Genomic DNA, 14300 nt, shown 5'->3' with positions numbered 1-14300 from the left:
GGATTTTTTAGAAATATAGGCTTATATAACTTCCAACTTCTGATTATCTTTGCGTCAAATTTTACTAAAATGTCTAAACAAGTTCGTGTGCGTTTTGCGCCAAGTCCAACTGGGCCTTTACATATTGGCGGGGTAAGAACCGCTCTTTTTAATTATTTATTTGCCAAAAAAAATAACGGTGTTTTTTATCTTCGAATTGAAGATACCGATCAAAATCGTTTTGTTCCTGGAGCGGAAGAATATATTTTAGAAGCTTTAAATTGGCTTGGAATTGCGCCAAGTGAAACAATAGGAAAAAATGAAAAATTTGGACCTTATCGTCAATCAGAAAGAAAACAGTTGTACAAACAATACGCCGATCAGTTAATAAAATCGGGGTGGGCTTATTATGCTTTTGATACTCCAGAAGCTTTAGATGCGCATAGAAAACAACACGAAGCCGAAGGAAAAACGTTTATTTACAATTGGCATAACCGTGAAAAATTAGATACTTCGTTGGTGATTTCGGAAGAGGAAACGAATAAACGTATTGCTTCTGGGGCTGATTATGTTATTCGATTTAAAACTCCGGTAAACGAAACGTTGCATTTACAAGACATTATTCGTGGTGATATAAAATTTGAAACTAATTTATTAGACGATAAAGTTTTATTCAAGTCAGACGGGATGCCAACTTACCATTTAGCAAATATTGTGGACGATCATTTAATGGAAACCTCGCATGTTATTCGTGGGGAAGAATGGTTGCCATCAATGCCTTTACACTGTTTATTATATAAAGCATTTGGTTGGGAAGCGCCTCAATTTGCGCACTTGCCTTTGATTTTAAAACCAATTGGTAACGGAAAATTATCTAAAAGAGATGGCGATAAAATGGGATTTCCAGTGTTTCCTTTAGAATGGAACGATGCTTCTAACATGACAAAATCGATGGGCTACAGAGAAAACGGATTTTTTCCTGAAGCGGTCGTAAATTTCTTAGCTTTACTAGGTTGGAATGATGGAACCGATCAGGAGATTTTCACTTTGGAAGAATTGTGTGAAAAATTTGATTTAAATCGAGTTCACAAAGCGGGTGCTAAATTTGATCCAGAAAAAAACAAATGGTTCAACCACCACTATTTACAAGAACAATCTAACGAAAATTTAGCAAAAGCCTTTGCTTCAATTTTGTCTGAAAAAGGAATTTCTACTTCTCTTGATTTAATTAAAATTATTTCTTTAATAAAAGAACGAGCAGATTTTGTTACTGATTTTTGGGAATTATCCGATTATTTCTTTGCGGCTCCAACATCGTATGATGAAAAAGCCGCAAAAAACTGGAAAGAAGAAACGCCTGCTTTAATACAACAATTAATTACGGTTATCGAAACTATTGAAGATTTCACTTCTTTAAATATGGAAACCATAATAAAAGACTGGATGACTCAAAACGAAATAGGAATGGGTAAAGTAATGCAACCGTTTCGATTGAGCTTGGTGGGCGCTTTAAAAGGGCCTCATCTTTTTGATATTGCAGAAATGATTGGGAAAGAAGAAACCATTAAAAGATTAGAATCCGCTATCAAAAATATATAAATAAAAAAGAGGCATATGCCTCTTTTTTTATTCTTTACTTTCAACTTTCGCCCAAGTATCTCTAAGGCCAACCGTTTTATTGAAAACTAGTTTATCAGAATTAGAGTCTTTATCTACGCAATAATAACCCAATCGCTGAAATTGAAAATGATCTAAATTTTTAGCAGTTTTTAAACTCGGTTCTACATATCCGGTAATTACTTCTAAAGAATTGGGATTGATAAATTCTTTAAAATCTATTTCTTTATTTCCGTCTGGGCTTTCATGAGAAAACAAACGATCATAAATACGAATTTCTGCAGGTACTGCATGAGCAATTGACACCCAATGAATGGTTCCTTTTACTTTTCTTTGACTTGCTTCGGTACCGCTTCCGCTTCGAGAATCTAAATCATAAGTACAATGGATTTCAGTAATGTTTCCGTTTGCATCTTTCACAACGCTTTCTCCTTTAATGATATATGCATTTTTTAAACGCACTTCAGTACCTAAAGTTAATCGGAAAAATTTCTTATTTGCCTCTTCTTGAAAATCTTCTCTTTCGATATACAATTCTTTAGAAAAAGGCACTTTTCTATAAGTTAATACCTCTTCTTCCGGATTGTTTTCTGCCTCTAACCACTCTTCATTTCCTTCTGGATAATTTGTTATTACAAGCTTAACGGGGTTCAAAACTGCCATAACTCGAGGCGCGATTTTATTCAAATCTTCACGAACACAAAACTCCAATAAAGAAACATCTATTAAGTTTGTTCGTTTAGCAATTCCAATAGTTTTGGCAAAATTACGAATAGAAGCTGGTGTATAACCTCTTCTTCTCATTCCAGAAATGGTACTCATTCTTGGATCGTCCCAACCTGTAACATGTTTTTCTTCAACTAGTTGTAATAATTTACGCTTACTTACAACAGTGTGCGATAAGTTTCTTCTGGCAAATTCTCTCTGCTTCGGACGTACTTTTGTAACATCGTAAACTTGATCTAAAAACCAGTCGTATAATTCTCTATGAGGTAAAAATTCTAAGGTGCAAAAAGAGTGCGATATTTGCTCTAAATAATCACTTTCTCCATGAGCCCAATCATACATTGGGTATACACACCATTTATCACCAGTACGGTGGTGGTGTTTATGTAAAATACGATACATAATAGGATCGCGCATCAACATATTGGTGTGTTTCATATCGATTTTAGCACGTAAAATATGGGTTCCTTCTTCGAATTCACCATTTTTCATGCGTTCAAATAAATCTAAGTTTTCAGCTACAGATCGGTTTCTAAAAGGTGAATCGGTTCCAGGAGTAGTAGGAGTTCCTTTTTGTTTTGCCATTTCTTCTGAAGATTGACTGTCAACATAGGCCTTTCCTTTTTTAATAAACTCAATTGCCCAATCGTATAAATCTTGAAAATAATCAGATGCATAACATTCTCTATCCCATTTATATCCAAGCCACTCAACATCTCTTTTAATTGCGTCAACGTATTCTTGCTCCTCTTTAGCAGGATTGGTATCATCAAAGCGTAAATTTACAGGTGCATTATAATCTATTCCTAAACCAAAATTCAAACAAATAGCACTTGCATGACCCACGTGTAAATATCCGTTAGGTTCGGGTGGAAATCGAAAACGTAATTTATCCTGAGACAAACCATTTTTTAAATCTTCTTCAATTATCTGTTCAATAAAATTTAAGGCTTTTTCTTCTGTAGACATAATAATTTTGTAATTTTAGCAAAGATAAAAAATTAGACATATAGATACTAGACAAATAGATAATAGATGTCTTTTATTTAGTTTTTATAATAGAAAAATAAAAGATGGGAATTATTAAATTACAAAACATACGTACTTTTTCATTTCACGGTTGTCTTGAGGAAGAAGCAAAAATAGGCTCTGATTATAGAGTTGATCTTGAAATTAAAACTGATTTACGTAAGTCGGCTCTATCAGATGATTTAAATGACACCGTAGATTATGTTTTATTAAACCGGATCGTAGTTGAAGAAATGGCTATTCGATCTAAGTTACTAGAACATGTTGCCAACCGTATAATTGTAAGAATTTTTAAAGAAGTCGCTTCCGTTTCTCGAATTAATTTAAGTGTTTCAAAATTAAACCCTCCAATTGGTGGTGATGTAGAAGCAGTTACTATTGAAATGGAAGAGTATAGATCTTAGTGAATGAAGTAAAATAAAAGTTTTTGAACTTTAAACTTTAAACTTTAAACTTTTTTATATATTTGCAATCCAATAAAATTGGCGTCGTGGCCGAGCGGCTAGGCTGGGCTCTGCAAAAGCTCCTACTCCGGTTCGAATCCGGACGATGCCTCTAAAAAAAGAGTTACAGAAATGTAGCTCTTTTTTTGTTTCAAATTTTTAAAAAAAATTAATTAAAGTTTGTTTCGAATCCTGTCGATATTATACTAAAAAATATCACCAACTTGTCATTCCGAAGGAATCTAAAAAATTACTGCTGTTCTTCCAAATGTTCAATTGCAGAATTGACAATTTTTTTGTCTTTAGGAAACAATCCTTGTGAAAGTAAAAACAACCCAGAAATTATTAAAACAATACTAATAAACTTTTTAATAATTAAAATATTATTTGGATTTAATTTATTTCTTAATTGCTTTGCAGCTAGTATTTTACAAATATCGGTAATAAAGTAAGTGGCAATAAGTGTGGTGAAAAAAGTAATCATTCGGGAGGCTTTTAATTCTAATTGGGGACCAATTGTAATTAAAATTGCCAACCAAAATCCAAGTACTCCGATATTTATAAAATTCAAGAAAAAACCTTTAATAAATAAGGAAAGGTAATTGTTTTTTTCTAACTCTTTTGGATCTTCTGGATCGAGTTCTTTTTTTGATTCATTTCTGTTTTTAACAAATGAAATGATGCCGTAAGTTAACATAACCAACCCTCCAAAAATAAATAATGCAGGATCGTCTTTGATACTTTGAATTAAGCGATAACTACTGAAATATGCAATTAATATAAAAATAACATCTGCTAAAACAACTCCTAAATCAAAGATAATTGCCGCTTTAAAACCTTTTACTACACTAGTTTCTAATAGAACAAAAAAAACAGGTCCTATCATAAAACTAAGAAAAAAGCCTAGTGGAATAGCTGAAATAATATCGTTTAGCATCTTTTAATTAACTAATTACGTCGCAAAATACTATTTTAATTTTAAAAATTAAAAAATATGAATTATTTAGCTTCTTGAATAGTTCCTCCTGCTAGAATATTTTTATTGATCTGTTTTGGTTTTCCGTAGATAATAATAGATCCACCCGCTCTTACTTTTGCCTCCACTAAATCAGTAGCAAAAACTTGCGAATTTCCTCCAGCATTTACAGTAATACTAGTTTGATTGGTATGTAATTTTTCCGCTTTGTATTCACCTCCCGAATTAACAACCACATCTTGATTTATAGCTGTTCCTTCCAATTCAATCCTAGCTCCATTAGCTACGCGAGCCGTCAGTTTATCTACTTCAAGTTTGATATTAATTTCTCCTCCTTCTTTTGTTTTGATATCAAATAAAGAAGTATGAATTTCTTTTTCTCCAGCAATTCGAGAACCTTCATTTGCTTCTATTGCAGAAATATTTTTATAATAAACTAATGCAGAAATATTTTCTCCATCTAATAATTGGGTAAATGGCATTCGTATTTTTAACTCTCCATTTTTATTTATTATTTCTACGTTTTCAGATCCATTTCCGTTTAACACAACTTTGTTTTTTTCGGCCGGAATTAATTGAACAGCTATTTGATCAAAAGCAGTTACTTTATTAAAATCACCTACTTCTTTTTCAATTTGTGAAAAACCTATTGAACTGATTAATAATAAATAATAAACTATATTTTTCATTTTTTACGTAATTATTTTTTTATTCTTCCTTTCTAATAAAAGTAAAATCCAATTGTTTTTTTACTAAATCGGCATTTTTAACTTTAACGTAAACTTCATCACCTAATTGTAATAAAGCTTTAGAAATTTGTCCAACTAAAGCATATTGTTTTTCATCAAAAGTGTAATAATCATCTTTTATCTCTCGAATTCTACACATTCCTTCGCATTTATTTTCTACAATTTCTACATAAATTCCCCACTCGGTTACACCTGAAATAACACCAAGAAACTCTTGATCTTTATGATCTTGCATGTATTTTATTTGCATGTACTTGATAGAATCTCTTTCGGCATTTGTGGCTAAACTTTCCATATTACTAGAATGTTCGCATTTTTCTTCAAATTCTTCTGCGTTAGCACTTTTTCCACCATCTAAATAATATTGCAATAAACGGTGTACCATCACATCGGGATACCTACGAATTGGAGAAGTAAAATGACTGTAATAATCAAAAGCTAGTCCATAATGACCTATATTTTCAGTTGAATATTTTGCTTTACTCATCGTTCGAATAGCTAATGTATCAATAAGATTTTGTTCTTTTTTTCCATTAACATCTGCCATCAATTGATTTAAAGATTTAGAAATATCTTTTTTATCTCTTAAATTCATTCGATAACCAAATTTTGAAATTAAAGCTTGCATTGCGAATAGCTTATCTTCATTGGGTTCATCATGAATTCTATAAACAAATGTTTTCTTTTGTTTTCCAATATATTCAGCTACTTTTCTATTAGCTAAAAGCATGAATTCTTCTATTAAATGATTAGCATCTTTAGAAACTTTAAAATAAACTCCTTCTGGTTCTCCATTGTCATCTAAATTGAATTTTACTTCTACTTTATCAAAAGAAATGGCACCATTATTCATTCGGTTTCTTCGAAGAATTTTAGCTAATTCATCTAATTTTAATGTTGCTTCTGTAATTGCATCGGAAGCTTTATATTCTTTTCCTGTTAATGATATTTCAGCTGGAATAGTAGAAGATTTTGTTTCAATAATTACTTGTGCTTCTTCATAAGCAAAGCGTTGATCGGAATTAATTACCGTTCTACCAAACCATTGGTTGATAACAGTTGCTTTTTCATTAATTTCAAAAATAGCTGAAAAGGTATATTTTTCTTCATTTGGTCGAAGTGAACAAGCAAAATTAGATAAAACTTCAGGAAGCATTGGCACCACTCGATCAACTAAATAAACCGAAGTTCCTCTGTGATACGCTTCATCATCTAAAATTGTTCCCTCTTGTAAATAATGAGATACATCGGCAATATGAATTCCTATTTCATAATTTCCGTTTTCTAATTTTTTAAATGATAATGCATCATCAAAATCTTTTGCATCTTTTGGATCGATTGTAAAAGTTAAGGTATCACGAAGATCTCTACGTTTAGCTATTTCTTCTGGATGAATAGCAGTATCTAATTTTTGAGCAAAAACTTCAACTTCTACAGGAAAATCATAAGGTAATCCATATTCAGCAAGGATTGCATGAATTTCGGTATTGTGTTCACCTGGTTTTCCAAGTACTTTTATTACAGTTCCAAAAGGGGAATCGGCTTTTTTAGGCCAATCTTCAATTTTTACTAAAACTACATCTCCTTGTTCGGCTCCGTTATATTTCTCTTTTGATATAAAAATATCAGTATACATTTTAGCATTAGCAGTAGTAACAAAAGCAAAGTTTTTTTGAATATCAATTACTCCAACAAATTCTGTTTTAGCTCGTTCTATAATTTCAATTACTTCACCTTCTGGTTTTCTTCCTCTTCTTCTATTATAAACATAAACTCTAACTTTATCTTTATCTAAAGCATGATTTAAATTATTTGTAGGAATAAAAATATCTTCTTCAAATTCCTCACAAATAAAATAAGCAGTTCTTCGTGAAGTCATATCTATTGTTCCTTCATAATAATCTTGACTGACCGCTTTTACTAAATACTTTCCAGGCTCACTTTCAATAATTACTTTTTGAGCTGCAAGTATTTTTAAATCTTTAATAATCTCATTTCTGCTTTTAGTATCGTTTAATTCTAAAATAGCACAAATTTGTTTGTAATTAAAGGGTTTATTAGCTTGTTTTGATAAGATTTTTAAGATTTTTTCAGAGAATGTTTTCTCTTTTTTTCCAAACTTTTTTGGGAATTTACTCATATTCTTTTTTAATAAGGTTTAAATTTACGAAGAAGAAAATAGAAAATAGAGAATACCGAATAGATTTATCGAAAATATAACTTTTTACAAGTTTATAAAATCACCAAGTTTTCAACATCTATTAAAAACAAAAAAAATATTTTAAAAATTAAATTTAAATATATGATGGTTATTATGTGGTGTTAATTTGTATAATAACTTTATTTTTTAAAAATTGTTTTTGAAGTTATTTTTATTTATTTCTAATTATCAACAGCCTTTTGAATACTTAAAACGCTAATTTTAAATAGAAAACCTTAAACAATAAACAGTTGTTAATAAGTAAAAATTTAAATAATTTGTAAATAACTTTCATTGTTAATTTCGGTTGAAAAAACATATTTTTATAGTGATAACTTTTATAAAAAAACAGAAAACTAAATTTGATTTTTTAAAACCAATTTTGGATTACAAATAATTTAAATACAACCTAAAAAAACTTCTAATTTTCTTTATTAAGTTATCAACAAAGTAAGTTAATTTAAAGTTATCTGAATATCAACGAATTACAAAACACTATTAACAATTAATAATTTTAACATTTATCTTAAAAAAATAACAAGAAAAACCTCAAATAATTAAAATAATAACAACCACTAATTTTCTTATTATTTGTAAATCATGAAGTTATATTTTTATTAAAATCAAATAGATATACTAATTAGAATAACTAAATTTGTTTCCATAATTAATACATTTAAAATATGAAAATTTCTATCGGTAACGATCATGCAGGACCAGATTATAAAAAAGCTATTGTTGCTTATTTAACTTCAAATGGACATCAAGTAATTAACCACGGAACAGATACGGAAGATAGTGTAGACTATCCAGATTTTGCTCACCCGGTTGCTTTAGATGTAGAATCTGGTAAAGCCGATTTAGGAATTGTAATTTGTGGTTCTGGAAACGGAATTGCTATGACTGCTAATAAACACCAAGGAATTCGTGCCGCACTATGTTGGACCAAAGAAATTTCGGCGCTAGCGCGCCAACATAACAATGCTAACGTAGTAAGTATTCCGGCGCGTTTCACTTCAATTCCTCAAGCTGTAGAAATTGTAAATACTTTTTTAAATACCGATTTTGAAGGCGGAAGACATGCCAATCGTGTAGATAAAATTTCTTGTAAATAAATGACAGAAACCCACACGCATACCCATTCTCATAAACATGTCGTTCAAGGGAAAAATTTAGTTTATTCAATATTACTGAATTTATTAATTACTGTAGCTCAAGTTATAGGAGGAATAGCTTCCGGCAGTTTAGCTTTATTATCAGATGCCCTTCATAATTTTTCAGATGTATTATCATTAGGATTTAGTTTAATTGCGCATAAATTATCTAGAAAAAAAGCCACCGAAGAACACACATTTGGATACAAAAGAGCCGAGTTAATTGCGGCTTTTGTTAACGCTTCCACATTAATAATTGTTGCTTTTATATTGATTTATGGAGCAATAAACCGATTTGTTAATCCAAAACCAATAGAATCTGATATTGTAATTTGGCTATCCGTTTTAGGAATTATAGTTAACGGAGGATCTGTATTGCTTCTACAAAAAGACTCCGAGCACAACATCAATATGAAATCGGCCTACTTGCATTTGTTAACTGATATGATGGCTTCGGTTGCTGTACTTGTTGGCGGATTGATGATGAAATTTTTTGGATGGTTTTGGATTGACGGAATTCTAACTATTTTAATAGGAATCTACTTAATTGTGGTAGGTTATAAATTAGTAATAACAGCTACAAAAATGTTGATGTTATTCACTCCAGACGAAATAGATATTAAAGAAATAGTTGCAGAAGTAGAAAAAATTCCAGGAGCCGGAAAATTACATCACGTGCATGTGTGGCATCTTAACGAAGAAGAATTGCATCTTGAAGCGCATTTAGATTGTTCAAAAGATATTTCTATTAGTGAATTCAATACTATATCCGCTAAAATCGAAGAAGTAGTTTTTGAAAAATTCCAAATAAACCACATTAATATTCAGCCCGAATATAAAAAAGAAGACCCAAAAGAAATTATTGTTCAGGATTAAATAATTCGTTAATGACCAACATACAATTCATCCAGGCACAAGTAAACACGGCGCCTAAAAATATAGAAGCCACTCTAAAATTATTATCCGAGGACTGTACAATTCCATTTATTTCTCGATATAGAAAAGACCAAACCGGAAATTTAGATGAGGTGGTAATTGAACAAATTGCAAAGCTTTCCAAGCAATACGATGAAATTGTAAAAAGAAAAGAAAGCATTCTAAAAACCATTGAAGAGCAAGGGCAACTTTCATCGGAATTAAAATCAAAAATTGAAAAAAGTTTCGATTTACAGGAAATAGAAGACTTGTATTTGCCTTATAAAAAGAAGAAAAAAACCCGTGCCGATGTGGCTCGAGAAAACGGGTTGGAGCCCTTAGCAAAATTAATAATAGCTCAAAAAAATGACGATGTAGATTTCTTGTCAACGCAATATATTAATAAGAATGTTAAAAACGAAGAGGAAGCGCTTCAAGGCGCTAGAGACATTGTGGCCGAATGGATTAATGAAAATATAGCGGTCCGACAAAGCTTACGAAGATTGTATACCAGAAAAGCAATCATCGAATCGAAAGTAATAAAAAAGAAATCGGAAGAAGAGGCAGCTCAAAAATTTTCGCAATATTTTGATTGGTCTGAACCCCTAACTAAAGCACCTTCACATCGATTATTAGCTATGCTTCGCGCCGAAAACGAAGGTTTTGTTAAAATAAAAATAGAGACCGATCTTGACGAAACCTACGATTTAATAGATGAAATTATAATAAAAAACAGCAACAGTCCGGCTATTTCTCACGTGCAACTTGCAATAGAAGATAGTTACAAACGCTTGTTACAACCAGCTATTTCAAATGAAGTTTTGCAAGAAGCCAAAGCCAAAGCCGATAGTAAAGCAATCGAAGTTTTTGCAGGAAATTTAAGTCAGCTGTTGTTGGCACCACCCTTAGGCGAAAAACGAATTTTAGCCATCGATCCCGGATATCGAAGCGGTTGTAAAGTGGTGTGTTTAGATGAAAAAGGCGATTTATTATACAACGAAACCATCTATCCGCACCAGCCGCAAAATGAAACAGCAATGGCGATGAAAAAAATCAAATCGATGGTGAATGCCTATAATATTGAAGCAATTTCCATTGGAAACGGAACCGCCTCTAGAGAAACTGAATTTTTCATTAAGAAAATCGCTTTTGATAAGCCGGTTCAGGTTTTTGTGGTTTCTGAAGCTGGAGCCTCTGTATATTCTGCAAGTAAGATTGCGCGGGAAGAATTTCCGAGTTATGATGTAACCGTTCGAGGCTCGGTATCAATTGGAAGAAGATTATCCGACCCCTTAGCTGAATTGGTGAAAATTGATGCCAAATCAATTGGAGTGGGGCAGTACCAACACGATGTAGACCAAACAAAATTAAAAGAAGAGCTAGACAATACTGTTATTCGATGTGTAAATTCAGTGGGAATTAATATCAATACGGCAAGTAAATCATTGTTGAGTTATGTGAGTGGAATAGGCGAAAAAACCGCCGAAAACATCATTAATTTCCGATCGGAAAACGGACCTTTTGAAGACCGAAAACAACTTAAAAAAGTGCCTCGATTGGGAGACAAAGCCTACCAACAAGCCGCAGCATTTATTCGAATTAAAGACGGAAAAAATCCGTTAGATAATTCGGCGGTGCACCCAGAGGCTTATCCGGTGGTGGAAAAAATGGCAAAAGATTTGAAAATTTCGGTAAACGAATTAATCGCCAATAAAGAAAAAATAGATTCCATTTCCCCAGAAAAATACACCAACGAAACCATCGGAATTTTAGGAATAAAAGACATTTTAAAAGAATTGGTAAAACCCGGATTGGATCCAAGAAAAGCAGCCAAAGTTTTCGAATTTGACCCCAATGTAAAAACTATAAAAGACGTGCATTCGGGAATGATATTACCTGGAATCGTGAATAACATTACCGCCTTTGGCTGTTTTGTAGATATAGGCGTTAAAGAAAGCGGCTTGGTGCATATCTCCCAACTTAAAGCCGGCTATGTTTCTGATGTGAATGAAGTGGTGAAACTACACCAGCATGTTCAAGTAAAAGTAGTTGAGGTAGACGAAGATCGAAAACGAATTCAACTTACCATGATTTTGTAAAATAAAAAATCCCAACTCCCACCGTCATCCTAAGCTAGTCAAAGGAAATGGGAGTTGGGATTTTAATTTGTATTAAAGAAAACCTATTCTTTAGTTTCTTCCTCTTTTTTTGCAGGAGTTGGATCTTCTTTAGCTGCGTTTTTAAATTCTTTAACACCCGCTCCTAATCCTTTCATTAATTCTGGAATTTTTTTACCTCCAAAAAGAAGTAGAGCAACTCCCAAAATTAATAAAACATGCATTCCTGTAAGCTCTAAAAATATGGTTAAAAAGTTCATAATGATACTTGTTAAAAGTTATGTGATGCAAATGTAGAAAATATTTATTTAGCTCTGCAACTATTTAGCATTAAAGAACGGTTAAATGACAAGTTTGGTTACGAACTAATTTCTATATTTGTATTATAATCTAGTAAGATGTCTGAAAAACGATTAAAAAAACAATTATTAAAGAAACAGCTTTTTGCTAAAAACCGATTGGTTGTTTTAAACGAAGACACCTTTGAAGAGTTGTTTTCGTTAAAATTAACTTTAATGAATGTTTTCGTTGTGGCGTCAATTGGAGCCATTTTAATTATTTTCATCACCACATTTATTATTGCCTTTACCCCTTTGCGCGAATACATTCCGGGGTATACTTCCACCAAACTCAAAAAAGACGCTACCGAGTTGGCACTAAAATCGGATTCGTTGGAATTTGCAATTAAGAAAAACGAAATCTATTTGCAATCCATTCAAAAAGTATTGAACGGAAATTTACAATATGCCAAAGTCAACAAAGATTCTATTTTAGCCATTTCGGTGGATACTTTACCCGACTTACAATTAACCGCAACAGAATCGGAATTAAAACTAAGAAAAGAAGTTTCCGAGCAAGAAAAGGCAGATAAAGAAAAAGAAAAATCTTCCAAAAAGAAGCACAAATAATGAGTTTAAAATCTATTGCAGCCCAACTATTTGCCAAGGTAATCCATCACAAAACTCAAAAATGGGTTGCTAATCCGGTAGTTGCGCAGCAAAAAGTTTTTGAAAATTTAATCCGTCAAGCGGAAAAGACGCAGTTTGGCAAAGACCACCATTTTTCTCTAATAAAAACCCCCGAAGATTTTGCAAAGCAAGTTCCAATTCGGGATTATGAAGAGCTGAAACCATATGTAGACCGCGTAGTGCAAGGCGAAGAAAATGTATTATGGAAAGGGAAACCGATTTATTTTGCCAAAACTTCCGGAACGACATCGGGTGCTAAATACATTCCGCTTACCAAAGAATCGATGCCGTTTCATATTGAAGCGGCTCGAAATGCCATTTTGAATTACATTCACGAAACGGGTAAAGCTGATTTTGTTAACGGGAAAATGATTTTCCTGCAAGGGAGTCCCATTCTTGAAGAAAAAAACGGCATCCAATTCGGTAGACTTTCCGGAATTGTAGCCCATTTTGTTCCCAACTATTTGCAAAAAAACCGCCTTCCAAGTTGGGAGACGAATTGCATAGAAGATTGGGAAACCAAAGTAGATGCCATTGTAGAAGAAACCATCCGCGAAGATATGGCCGTAATTTCGGGGATTCCGTCGTGGGTGCAAATGTATTTTGAAAAACTGCAACAAAAAGGAGGGAAGCCGGTTGGTGACCTTTTTAATAATTTCAATTTGTTTATTTATGGCGGTGTAAATTATGAACCGTACCGCGCTAAATTTGAAAATCTTATCGGGCGAAAAGTAGATGCAATTGAATTATTTCCCGCCTCCGAAGGATTTTTTGCCTACCAAGATTCCCAAAAAGAAAAAGGCATGTTATTGCTTTTAAATTCTGGAATTTTCTATGAATTTGTAAAATCGGAAGAGTTTTTTACTCCAAATCCAAGACGATATACAATAGGCGAGGTTGAGCTAAACGTGAATTATGTATTAATAATTTCAACCAACTCCGGACTTTGGGCCTACAACATTGGCGACACAGTTCAATTTACTAGTTTGAAGCCCTATCGCGTAATTGTTTCGGGTAGAATTAAGCACTACATTTCTGCTTTTGGCGAGCATGTGATTGGAAAAGAAGTAGAGCATGCTTTGCAAGAAGCCATGAACGGAACCACTATTCAAGTAAACGAGTTTACGGTAGCGCCACAAATTGCCCCAGAAACCGGATTGCCTTACCATGAATGGTTCATAGAATTTGAAAACGAACCCAATAATTTAGAAGAATTTGCGTTAGCCATTGATGGGGCTATGCGCAAGCAAAACGTTTATTATGACGATTTAATTGTGGGAAAAGTATTAAAAACATTAAAAATCACGAAAGTTTCCAAAAACGGATTTCAGGAATACATGAAATCCATTGGTAAACTAGGCGGACAAAATAAATTACCCCGATTAGCCAACGACCGAAAAATTGCTGATTTATTAGAAAGAAAATAA

At 32.6% G+C, this 14300-nt stretch carries 12 protein-coding genes and 1 tRNA gene; 8 read left to right on the top strand and 5 right to left on the bottom strand.

Translation table 11 applies throughout. The features are described from left to right. The first annotated feature begins 69 nt into the window (after positions 1-69). The gene (gltX, locus tag ACKOWY_RS01395) at positions 70-1578 is read left to right on the top strand and encodes a glutamate--tRNA ligase (protein WP_408939651.1); all 1509 of its coding nucleotides are present in this window, start codon (positions 70-72) and stop codon (positions 1576-1578) included. Between the two features lie 27 nt (positions 1579-1605). Here gltX and ACKOWY_RS01390 read toward each other — a convergent pair whose 3' ends face one another. Next, positions 1606-3291, bottom strand: a complete 1686-nt coding sequence (locus ACKOWY_RS01390; RefSeq protein WP_408939650.1) for a glutamine--tRNA ligase/YqeY domain fusion protein — start codon at positions 3289-3291, stop codon at positions 1606-1608. A 104-nt stretch (positions 3292-3395) separates the two neighbouring features. On the opposite strand from ACKOWY_RS01390, the gene folB reads away from it, so the two are divergent. Continuing rightward, positions 3396-3755, top strand: coding sequence for a dihydroneopterin aldolase (folB, locus tag ACKOWY_RS01385; RefSeq protein WP_408939649.1), 360 nt, complete (start codon positions 3396-3398; stop codon positions 3753-3755). A gap of 80 nt (positions 3756-3835) precedes the next feature. Next, positions 3836-3906, top strand: a tRNA-Cys gene (locus ACKOWY_RS01380). A gap of 138 nt (positions 3907-4044) precedes the next feature. On the opposite strand, the gene ACKOWY_RS01375 is transcribed toward ACKOWY_RS01380, so the two are convergent. From ACKOWY_RS01375 to rnr, 3 genes are all read right to left on the bottom strand, one after another. Next, on the bottom strand, positions 4045-4731 hold the full coding sequence (locus ACKOWY_RS01375) for a LysE family translocator (RefSeq protein ID WP_408939648.1): 687 nt from the start codon (positions 4729-4731) through the stop codon (positions 4045-4047). A 62-nt stretch (positions 4732-4793) separates the two neighbouring features. Further along, positions 4794-5459: a head GIN domain-containing protein gene (locus ACKOWY_RS01370; protein ID WP_408939647.1), complete on the bottom strand. Its 666-nt coding sequence runs from the start codon at positions 5457-5459 to the stop codon at positions 4794-4796. A 19-nt stretch (positions 5460-5478) separates the two neighbouring features. Then, entirely contained in the window at positions 5479-7659 is a 2181-nt protein-coding gene (gene rnr, locus ACKOWY_RS01365) for a ribonuclease R (protein WP_408939646.1), read from the bottom strand. A 743-nt stretch (positions 7660-8402) separates the two neighbouring features. Between rnr and rpiB the strand changes: the two genes are divergently transcribed. From rpiB to ACKOWY_RS01350, 3 genes are read left to right on the top strand one after another with little or no spacing between them, the layout of a single operon-like run. Beyond that, on the top strand, positions 8403-8834 hold the full coding sequence (gene rpiB, locus ACKOWY_RS01360) for a ribose 5-phosphate isomerase B (protein WP_408939645.1): 432 nt from the start codon (positions 8403-8405) through the stop codon (positions 8832-8834). Beyond that, positions 8835-9749, top strand: coding sequence for a cation diffusion facilitator family transporter (locus ACKOWY_RS01355; RefSeq protein ID WP_408939644.1), 915 nt, complete (start codon positions 8835-8837; stop codon positions 9747-9749). Between the two features lie 11 nt (positions 9750-9760). Continuing rightward, positions 9761-11887, top strand: a complete 2127-nt coding sequence (locus ACKOWY_RS01350; protein WP_408939643.1) for a Tex family protein — start codon at positions 9761-9763, stop codon at positions 11885-11887. Between the two features lie 83 nt (positions 11888-11970). Here ACKOWY_RS01350 and ACKOWY_RS01345 read toward each other — a convergent pair whose 3' ends face one another. Beyond that, positions 11971-12165, bottom strand: a complete 195-nt coding sequence (locus ACKOWY_RS01345; protein ID WP_408939642.1) for a twin-arginine translocase TatA/TatE family subunit — start codon at positions 12163-12165, stop codon at positions 11971-11973. A gap of 138 nt (positions 12166-12303) precedes the next feature. Here ACKOWY_RS01345 and ACKOWY_RS01340 point away from each other — a divergent pair, with 138 nt between their 5' ends. Then, a complete protein-coding gene (locus ACKOWY_RS01340; RefSeq protein ID WP_408939641.1) occupies positions 12304-12813 on the top strand; it encodes a peptidase in 510 nt (169 codons plus the stop codon). Next, positions 12813-14300, top strand: a complete 1488-nt coding sequence (locus ACKOWY_RS01335) for a GH3 auxin-responsive promoter family protein (RefSeq protein ID WP_408939640.1) — start codon at positions 12813-12815, stop codon at positions 14298-14300. The genes ACKOWY_RS01340 and ACKOWY_RS01335 overlap by 1 nt, the downstream gene beginning before the upstream one ends.

Origin of the sequence: Flavobacterium sp., assembly GCF_046073885.1 — a bacterium.
Taxonomy (GTDB): domain Bacteria; phylum Bacteroidota; class Bacteroidia; order Flavobacteriales; family Flavobacteriaceae; genus Flavobacterium.
This window is presented reverse-complemented; position numbering and strand designations above follow the sequence as displayed.

Bases quoted from the DNA above. Each gene is read 5' to 3' on its own strand.
- folB (WP_408939649.1), top strand. From the start codon at position 3,396: ATGGGAATTATTAAATTACAAAACATACGTACTTTTTCATTTCACGGT.
- ACKOWY_RS01375 (WP_408939648.1), bottom strand. From the start codon at position 4,731: ATGCTAAACGATATTATTTCAGCTATTCCACTAGGCTTTTTTCTTAGT.
- rnr (WP_408939646.1), bottom strand. From the start codon at position 7,659: ATGAGTAAATTCCCAAAAAAGTTTGGAAAAAAAGAGAAAACATTCTCT.
- rpiB (WP_408939645.1), top strand. From the start codon at position 8,403: ATGAAAATTTCTATCGGTAACGATCATGCAGGACCAGATTATAAAAAA.
- ACKOWY_RS01350 (WP_408939643.1), top strand. From the start codon at position 9,761: ATGACCAACATACAATTCATCCAGGCACAAGTAAACACGGCGCCTAAA.
- ACKOWY_RS01335 (WP_408939640.1), top strand. From the start codon at position 12,813: ATGAGTTTAAAATCTATTGCAGCCCAACTATTTGCCAAGGTAATCCAT.
- ACKOWY_RS01345 (WP_408939642.1), bottom strand. From the start codon at position 12,165: ATGAACTTTTTAACCATATTTTTAGAGCTTACAGGAATGCATGTTTTA.
- ACKOWY_RS01370 (WP_408939647.1), bottom strand. From the start codon at position 5,459: ATGAAAAATATAGTTTATTATTTATTATTAATCAGTTCAATAGGTTTT.
- ACKOWY_RS01390 (WP_408939650.1), bottom strand. From the start codon at position 3,291: ATGTCTACAGAAGAAAAAGCCTTAAATTTTATTGAACAGATAATTGAA.
- ACKOWY_RS01340 (WP_408939641.1), top strand. From the start codon at position 12,304: ATGTCTGAAAAACGATTAAAAAAACAATTATTAAAGAAACAGCTTTTT.
- ACKOWY_RS01355 (WP_408939644.1), top strand. From the start codon at position 8,835: ATGACAGAAACCCACACGCATACCCATTCTCATAAACATGTCGTTCAA.
- gltX (WP_408939651.1), top strand. From the start codon at position 70: ATGTCTAAACAAGTTCGTGTGCGTTTTGCGCCAAGTCCAACTGGGCCT.